The sequence below is a fragment of the Lysobacter tyrosinilyticus genome (assembly GCF_054779815.1).
In genome coordinates this window covers 318,604-334,466 of record NZ_BAAGXN010000004.1, presented here as the reverse complement: position 1 = coordinate 334,466, position 15,863 = coordinate 318,604, and the positions used below count along the sequence as shown (strand labels likewise).

Genomic DNA, 15,863 nt, shown 5'->3' with positions numbered 1-15,863 from the left:
CGTTCATCGCAGGCATTCCGGATCGCCAGGGGCCGATTCTAGGCCGCGGAAACGCAAGGCTTCGCGAAGCCCGGGCCGGCGCCGCCCGCCCCGCGCCCTTCGTTCCGTATCATGGCGCATGACTGAATTCACCGACCTGCCGCTCAATCCCGCCCTGTTCCTGGGCCTGGATGCCTTGGGCCACGTGCAGATGACCCCCGTGCAGGCCCAGAGCCTGCCCGCCCTGATCGAAGGCCGCGACCTGATCGCGCAGGCGCCCACCGGCAGCGGCAAGACCGCCGCCTTCGGCTTGGCGCTACTACATCGTCTGGACCCCGCGCAGATCCGCCTGCAGGCCCTGGTGCTGTGCCCGACCCGCGAACTCGTCGACCAGGTCGGCAAGCACATCCGCAAGCTCGCCACGGGCATTCCCAACCTCAAGCTGACAACGCTGACTGGCGGCGTGGCGCTGGAGCCGCAGCTGGCTTCGCTCGCGCAGCACGCACCGCATGTGGTGGTCGGCACGCCGGGACGTGTGCAGGAGCTTTTGCGCAAGCGCGCGCTCGATCTGCGCGACGTGCACGTGCTGGTACTCGATGAGGCCGACCGCATGCTGGACATGGGTTTCGAGGACCAGATCCGCGAAATCATCGGCAAGACCCCGTCGAACCGGCAGACCCTGCTGTTCTCGGCGACCTACCCGGATGCCATCCGCGCCATCGCCGGCAATTACATGCGCGATCCTCTCGAAGTCACTGTCGAGGGCGCGCAGCAGCAGGCGACGATCGACCAGCGCTTCTTCGATGTCGATCCGGCGCAGAAGCCCGCCGCGCTGGCCGGCCTGCTGATGGACTACAACCCGGAATCGGCCGTGGTGTTCTGCAACATGAAGCGCGACATCGACGAAGTCGCGTCGTCACTTGCTCATCTGGGTTATTCGGCACTGGCCCTGCACGGCGACATGGAGCAGCGCGATCGCGACGAAGTGCTGGTCCGCTTCGCCAACCGCAGCTGCAACGTGCTGGTGGCCAGCGACGTTGCCGCGCGTGGCCTCGACATCCATGACCTGGGCGCGGTGATCAACTACGACGTGCCCAATGATTCCGACACCTACGTCCATCGCATCGGCCGCACCGGTCGCGCCGGACGCAGCGGCATCGCACTCACGCTGTGCACTCCGCGCGAGTTGCCGCGCTCGACCCAGCTGGCGCAACAGCTCGGCATCACCATTCGCTGGGAACGCCCCACGCTCGCGACACTGCGCCCGCGCTCGGCGCCGCCTGCAACGACCGTCACCCTGCGCATCGACGCGGGCCGCAGCGACAAGCTGCGACCCGGTGACATCGTCGGCGCGATCACCGGCGATGCCGGATTGTCCGCCGACGCCATCGGCAAGATCGATGTCTTCGCCACGCGCAGTTACGTCGCGATCCAGCGCAACCAGGTCGACAAGGCATTGGCGCGCCTGCAGGCCGGCAAAATCAAGGGGCGCAAGTTCCGCGTGCGCAAGATCTAGTCGTTTGCCTCGCGTATAGCACTGGCAGCCACAGCCTCGCGCGCGGCGGCGAACACGTGCGCGAGATCGCGCTGTCCGTGCGAAGACAGCGCCATTTCCTCGCCGGCGCCCGCTCCATTTCCAAGCCAGGCAAATGCAACCCGGTTGCTTTGCCGCGCTTCTTCGATCACGACGACGTGCTCGCTGCCGAACGCGCGCTGCAAGCGTTCGACGTGCATGACCGAATCGCCGCAATAGAGATTGGTCGCCAGCGCTCCGTGCGGCGTAAGCGCTGCCCGGCAGTCGTCGTAGAACGCCTGGGAAGACAGCGCTTCGGGAATGCCGCTCTCGTCGTAGGCATCCACCAGTAGCAAGTCATAGCGTCCGGGCCGCTCGCTCAGGAAGGCGGCGCCATCTCCAAGAAAGATCTGGAAGCGCGCGTCGTCATCCGGCACATGAAAACGACGGCGCAATGCCAGCACGTGCGTATTGTTCTCGACGACTTCGATCCGCGCTTCGGGCAGATGGCGGTAGCAATATTTCGCCTGCGAACCGCCGCCCAGGCCGACGATGCCGACGCGCGCAGGCCGCGGCACCAGCACCAATGCACCGAGCATCGTGCGGGTGTAATCGATCAGGAGACGATCCGGATCACGCGTGACCATCTGGCTCTGCGAGACACCGCGTACGAACTGCAGCTCAGTCGTCTTGCCACGACGACGGATGATCGGCTTGCGCAGGTGCGGCGGTACCGCCCGGCGTGCCCCGAACCACCGGGCCAGCCAGGCGCGCCAAGCGCGTCGTAGTGAATCCATGCGGGAATCAGCGCAGCTGGCTGTCCTTGCTGCCGCGGCGGTTGTAGCCGCTGTAGCCGGCCTGTTCCTGATCGCGCGCCTCCTGACAGCTCACGCACAGGCGCACGCCCGGGATCGCCTTGCGCCGCGCTTCGGGGATCTCCGCGTCGCACTCCTCGCAGCGCATCAGGCCGGGGCCCTGCGGCAGCTGGCTACGGACACGCTTGATCGCGTCCTTGATGGTGGCGTCGATCTGGTCCTGCACGGCGCCATCGCCTGCCCAGCCGGTTGCCATGGAAGTTCTCCGGATTGCCGATACCCAGCGAGCATAGCCCGCGGGGCATGAACTCGAATCGAAATCATGCCCCGCCCCGCCTTACTCAGGCTCAGCGACTACTTCGAGATCGTCCTGCGCTGCCGCGGGCTGCTCCCGTCGAAGGACGAACAGGCCAAGCAGCGCCGCCAGCGCAGCAAAACCCGCTCCCAGCAGGAACGCAACGTGATAACCGCCGGTCAAGGCTGTTGCGGTCTGCGCGCCGGCGTCGGAGAGCCCATGGGTCCGTGCCGCCGCCAGGCTCGCCAGCACCGCCAGCCCCAATGCACCGCCCATCATGAAGGACGTGTTGACCAGGCCGGAGGCGAGTCCGGCTTCGCTGGGCTCGACATCGTTCATCGCCGCCAGCAACACCGGGTTTAATGCCATGCCCGCGCCAAAGCCGAGCAGCACCATTCCCGGCAACACGTGACTGCCGAAGCTGCCGTTCACCGGAGCGAAGGCGAACAAAGCCAATCCCGCCGCGGCCAGCAACAATCCGACACCGATCGGCTTGCGGATGCCGAAGCGCATCACCAGCTTCGCCGACAACCCGAGCGAGAACGCCGCCATGATCAGGTTGGCCGGCAGGAAGGCCAGGCCCACCTGCATCGGTCCGTAGCCCAGTACCAGCTGCATGTACAGCGCGGAGATAAAGAACCACGCGAACATCGCCGCCGCCCACAACACCCCGATCACGTTCGCGGTAGCGACGTTGCGCAGGCCGAACATGCGCAGCGGCATCAAGGGTGCGCGGACCCGCGATTCGATCACCAGGAACGCAGCCATCAAGCCGGCCGACGCACCCAGCAAGCCCAGCGTCTGCGCGGAACGCCAACCGGCTTCGTTGCCATTGACGATCGCGTACACCGCCAGCATCAGCGCTGATGTGACCGTCACCGCGCCCGCGATGTCCAATCGCTTCGATTCCACCTGCACACGCACCAGCGGAATCAGCCGCAGGCACAGCGCGAACACCGCGATGCCGATCGGAAGGTTGACCAGGAAGATCCAGTGCCAGCTCAGCGTGCTGGTGAGCAGTCCGCCGAGCAGGACGCCGATGCTGCCACCGCCGGCACAGACGAAGCCGTACACGCCCATCGCCTTGGCACGCTCGGCCGGATCGGTGAAGAGCGTCATGATCAGCGACAACGCGACGGCCGTGACCACGGCGCCGCCCAGCCCCTGCACCGCGCGTGCGGCAACCAGTACCTGCTGGGTACCGGCGAGGCCACAAACCAGCGACGCCAGCGTGAACAGCGTGATGCCTGCGAGAAACAACCGGCGATGGCCATACAAATCGCCAAGACGACCGCCCAGCAACAGGAAGCCGCCGAAGGTCAGCATGTAGGCGTTGACCACCCAGACCAGCGAGGTCTCGGTGAAGCCGAGGTCCTCGCGGATGGACGGCAGCGCGACATTCACGATGGTCGTGTCGAGGACGATCATCAGTACGCCCAGGCAAAGCACGATCAGTGCGAGCCAGCGTTTGCGGGCATCGATATCAAGGGTCAAGGGAGCCTCCGGAAATTGTGGATTCGATGAAGCCGCCGCACGGAGCGCGCAGCCTAGCTTCTATCTGGATGACGAGCGAGTAAGTCGAAAATCGACACGACCCGCGGATTGACCTACCCGTAACATCGGCCGAGCTAGTGTCGCCCTGTCGAAAGGCCAACGGACCGAGGACCGTTGCCGTGTTTCGGCCAGAAGGCTCAGCGCGCGAGGCTTCTCTCTCAGTCGCCGCTGGGCCTTCTCGTTTCCGGATTTCGCGCGCCGTTGCTTGAAGCGGTAACGCCGACGTAACGGTCGGCGGGTTCCACTGGCCTCAGTTCATCAGCGTGAACCCGCATGCCGGCCAGCCTGCATGTCCAATCCGGCGCCTTGATCGCCCACCGCCTGCTGGACGTGGCCAACGACATCGATCTGGCGCAGGCCGAGGCGCTGTGGCTATCCCGCGAGGGACACGAAAGCCGGCGCACGCGCCTGTCCACCGCGCAGTCCAACGAACTCGCGTTCGACGTGCCCCCGGCATTGCTCATCCTGCCCCCCACGGAACTTGCGATAGACGGCGAGATCGCGCAGGCCGAGCTGACCGTTCGCGTCTACGACTTCGGCGCGTTGGTGATCGCACTGCGGGTACCGGTGAGCGGCCTGTCATGGCGCGAATTCAGCCATCGCTTCGACGCACTCGGCCGCGCGACCACGCGCGAGGCCGCGGTCTGGGAGCATGCGCTGCGCTACGTCCTGGACGTCATCGCCCCTGCCCTGCACAAGCCCGCGGCTAGGCACCTTGACGAGGACTATTTGTTCGCCATCGTCCATGCCTTCACCGGCCCAATGAGCGCCGCGCAAGTTCGCGAACACGCCGACCTGGCCGCATTGCTTTCGGGCGAGACGCGGCCGCTGTCCACACAGGAAGCCGCAGCTCTTACCGAACAGGCCTACTCCTACTTCGAGGACGACCTGGTCGTGCTTACCTGGGACCGCGCCTTCGTCTACGAACCGCGGAGCGATTCCGACGTCATCGACATCATCGAGGTCGCCAACGCGCAGTTGCTGGAGATGCGCTACTACGACGAGCTGCTGGACGAGGAACTCGCGGCCATGTACGACCTCGTCGCGAACGCGCGCGGTGGCCTGTCGCTGGTAGCCTCGCGGCGCGCCGCGCGACTGGCGCGAAAGCTGTACGGACTGGTGGCGGAGGTCACCGAACTCACCGAACGGGTCGAGAACTCCCTGCAGGTCACCGAGGACGTCTACCTGGCCCGCATCTACGGCACGGCGCTGGAGCTGTTCCGGGTTCCCAGACTGAGCGCAGCGGTCGACCGGAAGCTGGCGATCATCCGCGACACCTACACAGCCCTGTACGACGAGGCATCCAGTCGTCGCGCGGAGCTGCTGGAGCTGGCGATCGTGCTGCTGATCGTCTTCGAAATCGCCCTGGCGCTGGCCAAGGCCTAGAGCCTGTCTACGATCTCCGCATGGCCCGCGCCGTGTCTGTAGACCTGCAGAGCAAGGAAGAGTGAGGAAGCGTATGTCGATACGCGACCGAGCGATGACGCCGCGCTGCGGGTCTACAGTCACGGCCCTTCGGGTTGCCCAGCAGAGGCCGCCATGCGGAGATCGTAGACGGGCTCTGCCCTTCCGCCAAAAATGCCCTAGCGCAACCCCAACAGTCCCGGGATTACACTGTTTCCAGGCTCTTGGCGCCCATGCGTGGAGTCCGCCATGTACGCGTTGTTGCTTGCCGCAGCGCTGCTCGCAGCTCCGGGCAATCCGGTGGCTTCTCCCCCTTTGCCTCCAGCGCCGCCCGCGACTGTCATGGCCATGCCGCCGGAACTGCGCCAGCGGCTGCAGGACGAGGTCTTGTCGACACGCGCCGGTCAGCGCCAGCGGGTGGAGCAGCTGCTGCATTTCATGCTCGACCCCAATGCGCTCGGCATCGTCTATGACGAAGACGCAACCAATTCAGTCGCGCAGACCTATGCCATCCGCAAGGCGAACTGCTTGAGCTTCACTCTGTTTTTCATCGCCATCGCACGCGAAGCCGGGTTCGAGGCGCATGCCCAGGAAATCAAGAACACGCTTTCCTGGCGGCAGGAGGAAGGCACGATCTATCGCAACAACCACATCAACGCAGGCGTGCTTGTCGGTGGCCGGAATCTCACGGTCGACACCTCGAGCGACCGGATCATTACTGGCGAACTCCCGGTCGCGATCAGCGAGCAGCGCCTGTTGGCGCACTACTACAACAATCTCGCCATGGAACAGCTGGACGGGGATTTCGTGGCCGGTCTAAAGCTGATGGACGTCGCGCTCGAAGCCGCCCCCGACTACGCACCGCTCTGGAGCAATGCCGGCGTGCTGCACATGCGCGACGGCGACCTCGCCGCTGCCGAGCGCTCTTATCGCAAGGCGCTGGAACTCGATCCCGACGAAGACGGCGCGCTCTTCAACATGGTGAGCCTGGCCCACCGACAGGGCGATGGCCGTCGTGAAGCCGAATTCCGGCGTCGGCTCGCACGAGTGGAGCAGAAGGATCCTCTGCACCACTTCATGGAAGCGATGGATTACGAAAGAAATGGCGACTATGCCAAGGCGATCGCGCACTACCGACGCGCAATCCATCTATTTCCGGGCGAGCATCGCTTCTATTCGGCGCTCGCACAGGTCTATCTGAAGGCCGGCGATCCCAAGCGCGCCGCCAAAGCCCTGCTGCGCGCGCAGGCGCTCACCCAAGGCGCTACCCGCGCCGCTTATTCGACTCGCTTGCGGGAACTGAAAGGGCCTTCGAACTAGGCCTTAGGCCATTCGACAGCGTGCCGATCAACCGCGCTGGCGGGCCAGACGCAGACTGCGCACCACGCCCGCGATGATCACGCCGCCAAGCAGCGGCAGCGGCTGGAAATTGCCGATGGCAGCCGAAGCGATGGCGCCGGCGACGGCGGCTAGGACGAGGATGACGAGGAGATCGAGACGCGGCACGGGATGCTTCCGGAACTGTTGCTGCAAGGAGGTGATGCAGACACCCCGTCGCCGGACCATGGTCCGGCGCTGGAAACCCTAGAGCCCCTGCTGCACGCAGTCTAGGCGTGATTACCGCGTGAAACCTGAATGCGCCTGCGCATTCAGTTGCCTGACCTGTTCATGCGTGACGCTTAGCCGAATTCGGGTTCGACAAGCTGGCGTACTTCACAGTCCAGCTCCCACTCATCGCCATGGATCAGCAGAAACCGGCGCGTCAGTTCGATGGCATGTTCCATCGAATCGGCCTTGAGCATCGCGTAGCCGCCGACCACCTCCTTGGTCTCGGTGAAGGGACCATCGACCACGCTGGTCCGGCCGTTCTTCAGCTTGACCAGCGCGCCCTCGGTGGTGGGCATCAATCCCGCTGTATCGAGCAACACACCGGCCTGGGTCATCTCCTCGATCAGGCGGCCCATGTCGGCCATGAGCTTTTCACTAGGACGCTGATTGTTGTTCTCGTTGATCCGGATCATCGAAAGAAACCGCATGGTGATACTCCTGTGCTTGAGTGGAAACGGGCGGGCGGAATGCCTGCTCTCCTCCACACGACGAACGGGAATGGACCAGATCGACAAGGTCGCCCGATTTTTCCAAGTATTTCACCAACGAAAAGGCCCGCCATGGCGGCGGGCCCTGATTCGTCGCGAATGCCGCGTCAGCGCTCGAGCAATCCCGCCACCATGGTCGGGATGCTTTGATTCTGCATCAGGCTGCAAGCTTCGCCGGCTGCGCGCAGCCCCGACAGCGCAGCGCCCTCCATGAAGCCCTGCCATTCGTAGAAGCTGCTGGTGTGCTCGCCCGCGAACAGCACGTTGCCCACGCCCTTGCCCTCGTTGTGCGCGATGGTTGTGAAATAACCGGGGCGCGGATACGCGTACGAGCCCTTGCTCAGTGCGTTGGTCGACCAGTTCTCGCTGAAGGCGAGCATCGCACCGCGTGAGCTGCGCTGCACGGCGTCGAACGCGCCCGGCATCGCCCGGTCCATGTCGCCGAGGAACGCGCGCGTATCGGCCTGCAGCGTCGTTGCCGTCATCGCACGCGCTGCTGCACTGCCCGCGTGGTGGGTCAGCACCGCGCGGGTGCTGTTGCCATTGATCGGATTGGTTTCCCAGACATTCTGCAGATTGGGACGGTCGCCGTAGCCGCTGCCGTTGGACTCGTGGCGGGTATACCAGTAGGGCTGCTTGAAGCCGACCATCAGCTTGGTGTTGTCGCCCATGGTGGTGCCGTTGATCGCGAGGCGCTTCCAGGCCGGCAATTCGAGGCTGCTGTCGAGATTGACGTCGCGCAGCACGCTGAACGGCAACGCGAGCACGACGACGTCGTGATCCATCTGCACGCCGCGTCCGGCCCTGTCGAAGCTCAAACGCACGCGGCCACCCGCCAGCTTCCGCACCGACACCAGCTTGTGCCCGAACTGCACTGGCGTCGGCAGGCGTTCGGCCAAGCCGGTGGCGATGCGGTCGTTACCGTCGACCACATGGAAATGGTCGCCGCTATGGGCGCCATAAGGCCCGAACTTGCTGCGTCGATCGCTGTACACGAAGCGAAGGAAGCTGATCGCGCTGAGCTCGTCCAGACCGGCACCGAACTCGGCCGCATAGGCCGCGCCAATGACCTGGCGCAGCAGGCCGCTGGCGCCGTACACGGTCAGGTAGTCGTCCAGACTCATGAAATCGAACAGCGCGTCGGCTTCGGTATGCCGATCCGCGGTCGGATAGTTCAACGCGCACAGGTCGTCGCGAATGCAGGCCGCGAAGGCGCGGAACTCTTCCACCACCTGCGCTTCGGTGTAGCTCTGGCCACCGAAGTTGTAGAAGGGCTTGCCCGGATACATCGAAAAATCTTCGAGTCGCAGGCCAAAGGCACGTGCGTACCCGAGCATCGCGTGGTGCGAGGTGCCGATGAATTCGGCGCCCCGCTCGGCGACCTGGCCCGGGAAGAAATTACGCAGGGTCCAGCAGCGTCCACCGACGCGACTGCCCGCCTCGTAGACGGTGGCGTTGATGCCTTGGCGCGCCAGTTCGAAGGCGCAGCTCAAGCCCGCCAACCCGGCGCCGACCACCGCCACGCCACTGGAACGACTCATGCGCGTTAGCGCGGTCCGGGTCAGCTTCGCGGCCCCGGCCCAGGCCGAAGGCATCATTGCGCCGGCAGCGGCAGCCGAAGCCGCGGCGGCCATCGCGCCCTGGGCGAAACGGCGACGCCCCTGGTCGCGCAGGCCATCCTGGCCGACGGCTTCCGCCGCGCTTTCTCCCGTCCGCTCGCAGCGTTCCGCGAGGCGCGCCAGGCGCAGCAATTGCGTCATCGATCCCGTGCGGCTCATTAGTCCCCCTGGCTCGTCGTCATTGTTGTGATTGTTTGCTGTTGCGGTCGGGATCCGGATCTGTTGCCCGTTCTTCCCGCGGAGCGTCCCCACGACTCCGTTCCGCGAGTGTAGCGTGGCCTCGCCCGGCTTGGCTCCCCGCGCCACGCCCATGCCCCGCACTAGGGATGCAACGGCTTCTCGTAGCGCCAGAGCTCCAGGTCGAAGGGGCCTTGGGACGTCTCCACCGCGACCACTACGTCCCCAACCCGGTGCCACCCGCACTTTTCGTAGAAACGTGCAGCCCGGTCGTTGCCGATCGCGCATCCCAACCAGGCGGTATCGAACCCCGCATGGGCCAGGCGATTCTCCGCGTCCGCGACCAGTGCCGCCGCAACCCCGCTCCCCCGCGCCGATGGCTCGACGAAAAGCTGGTAGAGCTCATCGTCATTGAGCGTGCAGAAGCCGACGGCCTCGCCATTGATCTCGGCAATGCGTGTAGTTGGCAGCCGCGCAAGCAAGCGCTCACGGAAGCTTTCCAGCGTCCGCAGTCGTGCGAGCTCCTCGGGCAGGATGGCGGCATGGGCGTCCTGCCAGCCGCCGTACCAGATCCTGGCGAGGCGATCGACTTCGTCTTCTCTTGCGTCTCTCAGCAACATCAGGTCTCTCGACATATTTCGGCATGACGCGGAGGCGCCATTAATTCACTAGCTTTATCGACAAGGGGATGCCCGCCAGTCTAGCGGCCCTGGCCTGCCTGTTTCTGCCGGGCATCTGGCGTTCCGATAACGCCGCGTTGCTACCATGCGCCGCATGCAAGCCATTGCTCCCTTGCCTGACGTCCATGCGGCCGCGGAGCTGCGCGCATGGCTGCAGGTCCATCGGTCGGTATTCGTCCTGACCGGTGCCGGGGTGAGCACCAATTCCGGCATTCCCGACTACCGCGATGCGGATGGCCAGTGGAAGCGCAACGCGCCGATCACCTACCAGGCCTTCATGCAGGACTCGGCGATGCGGGCGCGCTATTGGGCACGCAGCTTCGTTGGCTGGCCGATCGTCGCCGACGCCCGCCCGAACCTCGCCCACGCCGCACTGGCGACGCTGGAGACCGCCGGCAAGGTCTCGACACTGGTGACGCAGAACGTCGACGGATTGCATTCGCGCGCCGGCCACGAGCATGTGATCGACCTGCATGGCCGCATCGACCAGGTTGTCTGCGTCGTGTGCGATGCGCGCATATCGAGGGCATCCGTACAGCTGCTGCTGGCTGAAGCCAATCCAGCCTGGACCACGCTGACCGTCACCGTCGCACCGGACGGCGACGCCGATCTGGAACACACCGACCTCGGCAGCTTCCATCCACCCGCCTGCCAGGACTGCGGGGGCCTGCTGAAGCCTGACGTCGTGTTCTTCGGCGAGAACGTGCCACGGATGCGCGTGGAAGCCGCCGTCCAAGCGCTGCATGAGGCCGACGCGATACTCGTGATCGGCTCATCGCTGATGGTCTACTCGGGCTACCGTTTTGCACGCATGGCACACGAAGCCGGGAAGCCGCTTGCCATCCTTACCCGCGGCATCACGCGTGCTGATGCACTGGCCTCGATCAAGCTGCATGCCGATTGCGAAGCGACCTTGGCCCACGCAACAGGATTGACCGCGTAGCAGCCGCGACGAACACGACGAACGGAGGTGTCATGTCATTGCAGCGCATCTATCAGAACTGGGATCAGGTACGCGATGCCACCGGAACCCCCAGCAGCCGCAAGCGCCAACAATGGCGGGAATATCTCGCCACCCGTCCGGCCATCGCGTACTGGGGCGACTCCTGGTTCACCACGCCGCTGTATCGCAATCTCAACTGGCACAGCTTTTCGCGCATCGAGGGCCTATCGATCCGGCTCGGCAAGCCGGGCTATCTCGCTGCCGAAATGTGCACCCGCAGCCTTACGCGAAACTACGCCGAGCGGCTGGATTCGCGCGAATTCGACCTGTTGTGCGTAAGCATCGGCGGCAACGATGCGCTCGACAAACGCCTGGCCAACGTGTTCAAGGGAATGAGCGGGCTGTCGGCGCCGGACGCGTACCAGGAAGTCGTCGACGCGGGCATATTCGATCGGTTGTTCGACGACTACGACACGCTGATGACGTCGATGACCGACATTGCACCGAATGTGCGGGTGGTCGGCCACACCTACGCCCCCCTGATCCGGATCGGTGTGCGCGGCAAGACCGACATCATGAATCTGGGGTTGGCGCGACCATTGATCGGCAATGTCGGCCCCTGGCTATGGCGACCGATGCAGGGCGTGCTCAAGAACAAGGCCGAAGCGAAGCCCTTTGCCGACCTGCTGCTGATACAAGGGTTCGCCGGCGTACTTGCCCGGGTCAAGGCAACCCACCCGGCGTTCTCCTATGCGGACTTCAGTGGCGTCGCGGAAGCCAGGGCCGAGTCGTTCTGGCACGACGAGATCCACCCGACCGAGGCTGGCTTCGCGGTCCTCGCCACCCACTTCAATCAAGCAGTGAAAGCCGCACTGCCTGTTGCGAAGCGCGCGGCGGTGCGTCTGCAGCCGATAGGCGTGCCGTAACGATCGACATGCCGGATCGAGCGCCCCCATGGCCGCATTCGTCGGCCAATTGCCTCAGTCAGCAAAGTCGCGAGGACACGGATGCGGCGTGTCCACCGCTTCTTCCGGTATAACGCGAACAACTCCTGGAGATCGACCAATGAAAGCATTCAAGCCCGTCCTCCTGACCACACTCGCCGCGCTCGTGTTCGCCGCACCGTCGCTCGCAGCGTTGAAGCCCGGCACGAAGGCGCCCAGCTTCACCGCTCCTGCCTATCTCGCTGGCAAGCCCTTCACCTTCAAGCTCGCCGATGCACTGAAAAAGGGGCCGGTAGTCGTCTATTTCTTCCCCGCCGCACATACCCCGGGTTGCAACCTCGAAGCCCATCAGTTCTCTGAAGCGATCGACCGCTTCAAGGCGCAGGGTGCGACGGTGATCGGCGTTACCGCGGGCAACGTCGAACAGCTCGCCGATTTCTCTAAGGAAACCGAACATTGCGGCGGGAAGTTCCCCGTTGCTGCCGATCCGGGCGCCAAGATCGCCCAGCAGTACGACGCCGTCCTTGCCAAGAAGCCCGAGTGGTCGGACCGGACCTCCTACGTGATCTCGCAATCCGGCTCGATCACGCACGTTTATTCGGACCTCAATCCGAACAAGCACGTGCAGGAAATGCTGGAAGCGGTGAAGACGCTCAAGAAGAAGTAAGCGCCGCAAAAATCGGGACGGCGGGCCAGCGTCCGTCGTCCCGTTCGCTGCTTATGCGACGGCGGCGGTCACCACGATTTCGACCTTCCAGGCGGGATTGGCCAACCTCGCCTCCACCGTGGCGCGCGATGGCGCCTGACCGGCCACGACCCACTGGTCCCACGCGCGATTCATCCCGTCGAAATCCGCGATGTCGGCAAGATAGATCTGCGCGCGCAGGATGCGTGTCTTGTCGGTACCGGCCTGGGCCAGCAACGCATCGATTTCGGCAAGCACTTGCCGGGTCTGCTCCTCGATGCCAGCGGTCGCATCGGTGGGAATCTGGCCGGCCAGATAGACCACACCGTTATGGATGCTCGCTTCGGACATGCGGGTGCCGGCGTCGATACGCTGGATCATGATGGGTGCTCGTAGGGTTGAAGAAGAACGCGCACGTTATGTCGATGCCCCGCATCCGACAACACGCGACTCCCCCCGAACGGGTGGCCAACCCACGAATCTGTCCGCTCGACTGCATCGCTTGCGTTGGGTCCGGTGCGATCGGCATTCCCGCCGATCGCGTCGCGCGAATGGCCGCGTGACTTACTTTGCGGAGGAAAGCCGTATGAAGCGCATGACCCTATGGTTGTTGGGACTTCTGCTGGCGCTTTGCGCCGTACCGGCGTGGGCGCAACAACGCCCGTACTCGGAGGGTTCCGTCACCATCGTCACATCGGTCAAGGTGATGGATGGCCAGTTCGAGAACTACATGGCCTTCCTCAATTCCACCTGGCGGCACGTGATGGAGGAATCCAAGACCGCGGGCATCGTCACCGATTACCACGTCTACGGCGCTCAGGCTCACACTCCTGAAGAACCGGACCTGTATCTGGTGGTCACCTATCCGAACATGGCCACCTTCGACGGCATGACCGAAAAGCTCGACCCGATCATGACCAAGGTCACCAAGATGAACTACAAGCAGGCCGACGAAGCCTCGGGCAAGCGCACCGTGATGCGGACGATCATGGGCGAGATGATGGTCCGGGAACTGGTGTTCAAGTGATGGCGACGAGTTGCTCCAGAACAGCGCTCAGCACGTAACCCGTAAGGATTGCCTCCACAAGAAACGCACTCGCGATCTCATGAGGCGCGGGATCCGGGGGTGTGTGCCCGCCGGAACCCTGCCTTTAGACACTGTGAATCCAGCCGATGCGAGATGAGGATCGAATCATCGCCGCAGACATGCGGTTCCGCGCTGGAGGCAAGACATGGATTGGAACCTGCAACAACTCCGCAAATCGACCAATGACCGGGTACTCGACGGCATCTGCGGTGGCCTGGGCGAACACACGCCGGTCCCGGCAACGGTCTGGCGGGTGCTCTTCATCCTCACCGCGGTGTTCGGCGGCGCCGGGCTCGTGGCCTATGTGCTGCTGTGGTGGTTGATGCCTGGCACAAACAGCCAAGGCGCCACTGCCGGTTCGACCTGGAATCTGCACGATTTGCGTCGTTCCGCGACGGACCGCCAGGTCGAAGGCGTCTGCGGCGGCCTGGGCGAATACACTCCGATCCCGTCCTGGCTTTGGCGCGCTGCTTTCATCGGTCTGATCTTCGCCGGCGGCCTGGGTCTGGTGGCATACGTGCTGCTCTGGGCATTCATCCCGAAGGGCGAGCAAGTAACGTTCCCGACCTGAGGTGCTGAGCGCCGCGGAAGCGGCGCTTCCGCCCCGCGCCCTGGCACGCGAGCCACATCGGTGGTTTAGTGCCCAGGCCGACCGAACCGGCGCATACGGGGCACGGATCATGCGCGTACATTTCCACGGCGCCGCCGGTGAAGTCACCGGCTCGGCGCACGAAGTCGAAGCCGCCGGACATCGCATCCTGCTCGACTGCGGCATGATCCAGGGCAGTCCGGAAGCCGAACGTCGCAACGCCGATCCGTTTCCATTCGAGCCCGCGCAACTCGACGCGCTGATCGTCAGCCATGCGCACATCGACCACATCGGTCGAATTCCCCTGCTGGTCAAACGCGGCTTCAAGGGACCGATCATCGCGCAGCAAGCGACCGCCGACCTGATGTCGATCATGCTGCTCGATGCGGCTTCGATCGCGGAAAACGACGCCGAGCGCGCCAACCGCCATCGGCGCAATGGCGAGCGCCCCGCGCAGCCGCTGTACACGCGCGAGGACGTCGAGGCCGCGATGCGGCAGGTGCGTCCCCTGCCCTATGAGCAGCGCCACACGGTGCTTGAAGGCATCGACCTCGTGTTTCGCGATGCCGGCCACATCCTGGGTTCGTGCATCGTCGAAGTCTTCGGCGATGGCCGGAAGCTGGTGTTTTCCGGCGATCTCGGCCCGAAGAACACACCCATCCTGCGCGATCTGACCAGCATCGATCGTGCGGACCTGGTGCTGATGGAATCGACCTACGGCGATCGCCTGCACCGCGACCGCGCCGCCACCATCGCCGAGTTGGGCGAGATCCTTGATGACGCGTGGCGACAGGGCGGCAACGTGCTGATTCCCGCCTTCGCCGTCGGTCGTAGCCAGGAGCTGCTGTACTGGTTCGCGCGCCACTGGGACGACTGGAATCTGTCGCGCTGGCAGATCTACCTCGACAGTCCCATGGCGCAGAAAGTGGTGAAGGTCTACGACCGCCACCAGGAACTCTTCGACGAGGACGCGCGGCGCGTTTGGGCGGGCAAGCCCACACCCTTCCACCTGCCCAACCTGCACTTCGCCGAAACCGCGCAGGAGTCCATGGCGATCAACGATGTCGATCGGGGCGTGATAGTCATTGCGGGCAGTGGCATGGCCAATGCCGGCCGCATCCTGCATCACCTGCGGCATCGTCTATCGCACCCGCAAACGCATGTCGTGTTCGTCGGTTACCAGGCCGAAGGCACCCTCGGTCGCCGACTGGTCGATGGCGCACGCTGGGTGAGGATCCACGGCCGCGACGTGCGTGCGAATGCGCAACGCCACACCATCGGCGGCCTATCCGCGCACACCGATCAGCGAGGGCTTATCGAGTGGTACGGCGAGATCGCAAATCGTCCACCGCTGGTGCTGGTACATGGCGAGGACAAGGCGCGCGAAGCGCTGGCCGGCGAGCTGGGCGAGCGATTCGGCATCAAAGCCATGCTTGCCCGGCCAGGAATGGCCATCGAAGTCTGATGGCACTGAATCGACCTG

The 15,863-nt window shown here is 64.5% G+C and carries 17 protein-coding genes; 9 read left to right on the top strand and 8 right to left on the bottom strand.

What is annotated here, in order from left to right:
• Positions 1–118 precede the first annotated feature (118 nt).
• A complete protein-coding gene (dbpA, locus tag ACYVGK_RS12315) occupies positions 119–1,495 on the top strand; it encodes an ATP-dependent RNA helicase DbpA (RefSeq protein ID WP_460734062.1) in 1,377 nt (458 codons plus the stop codon).
• On the opposite strand, the gene ACYVGK_RS12310 is transcribed toward dbpA, so the two are convergent.
• The 3 genes from ACYVGK_RS12310 to ACYVGK_RS12300 form a co-directional block, all read right to left on the bottom strand.
• Positions 1,492–2,289: a spermine/spermidine synthase domain-containing protein gene (locus tag ACYVGK_RS12310; RefSeq protein WP_460734060.1), complete on the bottom strand. Its 798-nt coding sequence runs from the start codon at positions 2,287–2,289 to the stop codon at positions 1,492–1,494. The two genes, dbpA and ACYVGK_RS12310, sit on opposite strands and share 4 nt — an antisense overlap.
• A gap of 7 nt (positions 2,290–2,296) precedes the next feature.
• Entirely contained in the window at positions 2,297–2,563 is a 267-nt protein-coding gene (locus ACYVGK_RS12305) for a DksA/TraR family C4-type zinc finger protein (protein ID WP_460734058.1), read from the bottom strand.
• Between the two features lie 81 nt (positions 2,564–2,644).
• Positions 2,645–4,096: a DHA2 family efflux MFS transporter permease subunit gene (locus ACYVGK_RS12300; RefSeq protein ID WP_460734056.1), complete on the bottom strand. Its 1,452-nt coding sequence runs from the start codon at positions 4,094–4,096 to the stop codon at positions 2,645–2,647.
• Positions 4,097–4,429: 333 nt separating this feature from the next.
• Here ACYVGK_RS12300 and ACYVGK_RS12295 point away from each other — a divergent pair, with 333 nt between their 5' ends.
• Both ACYVGK_RS12295 and ACYVGK_RS12290 read left to right on the top strand, forming a co-directional pair.
• Positions 4,430–5,542 (top strand): hypothetical protein, encoded by a 1,113-nt coding sequence (locus ACYVGK_RS12295; protein ID WP_460734054.1) that lies wholly within the window; start codon positions 4,430–4,432, stop codon positions 5,540–5,542.
• A gap of 267 nt (positions 5,543–5,809) precedes the next feature.
• On the top strand, positions 5,810–6,880 hold the full coding sequence (locus ACYVGK_RS12290) for a tetratricopeptide repeat protein (protein WP_460734053.1): 1,071 nt from the start codon (positions 5,810–5,812) through the stop codon (positions 6,878–6,880).
• A gap of 27 nt (positions 6,881–6,907) precedes the next feature.
• Here ACYVGK_RS12290 and ACYVGK_RS12285 read toward each other — a convergent pair whose 3' ends face one another.
• The 4 genes from ACYVGK_RS12285 to ACYVGK_RS12270 form a co-directional block, all read right to left on the bottom strand.
• Positions 6,908–7,066 (bottom strand): hypothetical protein, encoded by a 159-nt coding sequence (locus tag ACYVGK_RS12285; RefSeq protein WP_460734051.1) that lies wholly within the window; start codon positions 7,064–7,066, stop codon positions 6,908–6,910.
• A gap of 173 nt (positions 7,067–7,239) precedes the next feature.
• Positions 7,240–7,596, bottom strand: a complete 357-nt coding sequence (locus ACYVGK_RS12280; RefSeq protein ID WP_460734049.1) for a YciI family protein — start codon at positions 7,594–7,596, stop codon at positions 7,240–7,242.
• 167 nt (positions 7,597–7,763) lie between these two features.
• Positions 7,764–9,434, bottom strand: a complete 1,671-nt coding sequence (locus ACYVGK_RS12275; RefSeq protein WP_460734047.1) for a flavin monoamine oxidase family protein — start codon at positions 9,432–9,434, stop codon at positions 7,764–7,766.
• Between the two features lie 161 nt (positions 9,435–9,595).
• Positions 9,596–10,087: a GNAT family N-acetyltransferase gene (locus ACYVGK_RS12270; RefSeq protein ID WP_460734045.1), complete on the bottom strand. Its 492-nt coding sequence runs from the start codon at positions 10,085–10,087 to the stop codon at positions 9,596–9,598.
• 139 nt (positions 10,088–10,226) lie between these two features.
• Here ACYVGK_RS12270 and ACYVGK_RS12265 point away from each other — a divergent pair, with 139 nt between their 5' ends.
• From ACYVGK_RS12265 to ACYVGK_RS12255, 3 genes are all read left to right on the top strand, one after another.
• A complete protein-coding gene (locus ACYVGK_RS12265) occupies positions 10,227–11,075 on the top strand; it encodes an NAD-dependent protein deacetylase (protein WP_460734043.1) in 849 nt (282 codons plus the stop codon).
• Between the two features lie 32 nt (positions 11,076–11,107).
• Positions 11,108–12,001 (top strand): hypothetical protein, encoded by an 894-nt coding sequence (locus tag ACYVGK_RS12260; protein ID WP_460734041.1) that lies wholly within the window; start codon positions 11,108–11,110, stop codon positions 11,999–12,001.
• A gap of 139 nt (positions 12,002–12,140) precedes the next feature.
• Entirely contained in the window at positions 12,141–12,686 is a 546-nt protein-coding gene (locus ACYVGK_RS12255; RefSeq protein ID WP_460734039.1) for a peroxiredoxin, read from the top strand.
• A 51-nt stretch (positions 12,687–12,737) separates the two neighbouring features.
• On the opposite strand, the gene ACYVGK_RS12250 is transcribed toward ACYVGK_RS12255, so the two are convergent.
• Complete coding sequence (locus ACYVGK_RS12250) at positions 12,738–13,085, bottom strand: RidA family protein (RefSeq protein ID WP_460734037.1); 348 nt, start codon at positions 13,083–13,085, stop codon at positions 12,738–12,740.
• 205 nt (positions 13,086–13,290) lie between these two features.
• Between ACYVGK_RS12250 and ACYVGK_RS12245 the strand changes: the two genes are divergently transcribed.
• From ACYVGK_RS12245 to ACYVGK_RS12235, 3 genes are all read left to right on the top strand, one after another.
• Positions 13,291–13,731 carry a hypothetical protein gene (locus ACYVGK_RS12245; protein ID WP_460734035.1) on the top strand — a complete coding sequence of 147 codons (441 nt, stop codon included), beginning with the start codon at positions 13,291–13,293 and terminating at the stop codon, positions 13,729–13,731.
• Positions 13,732–13,936: 205 nt separating this feature from the next.
• On the top strand, positions 13,937–14,362 hold the full coding sequence (locus ACYVGK_RS12240; protein WP_460734033.1) for a PspC domain-containing protein: 426 nt from the start codon (positions 13,937–13,939) through the stop codon (positions 14,360–14,362).
• Between the two features lie 109 nt (positions 14,363–14,471).
• Positions 14,472–15,845, top strand: a complete 1,374-nt coding sequence (locus ACYVGK_RS12235; protein WP_460734032.1) for an MBL fold metallo-hydrolase RNA specificity domain-containing protein — start codon at positions 14,472–14,474, stop codon at positions 15,843–15,845.
• The last annotated feature ends 18 nt before the right edge of the window (positions 15,846–15,863 follow it).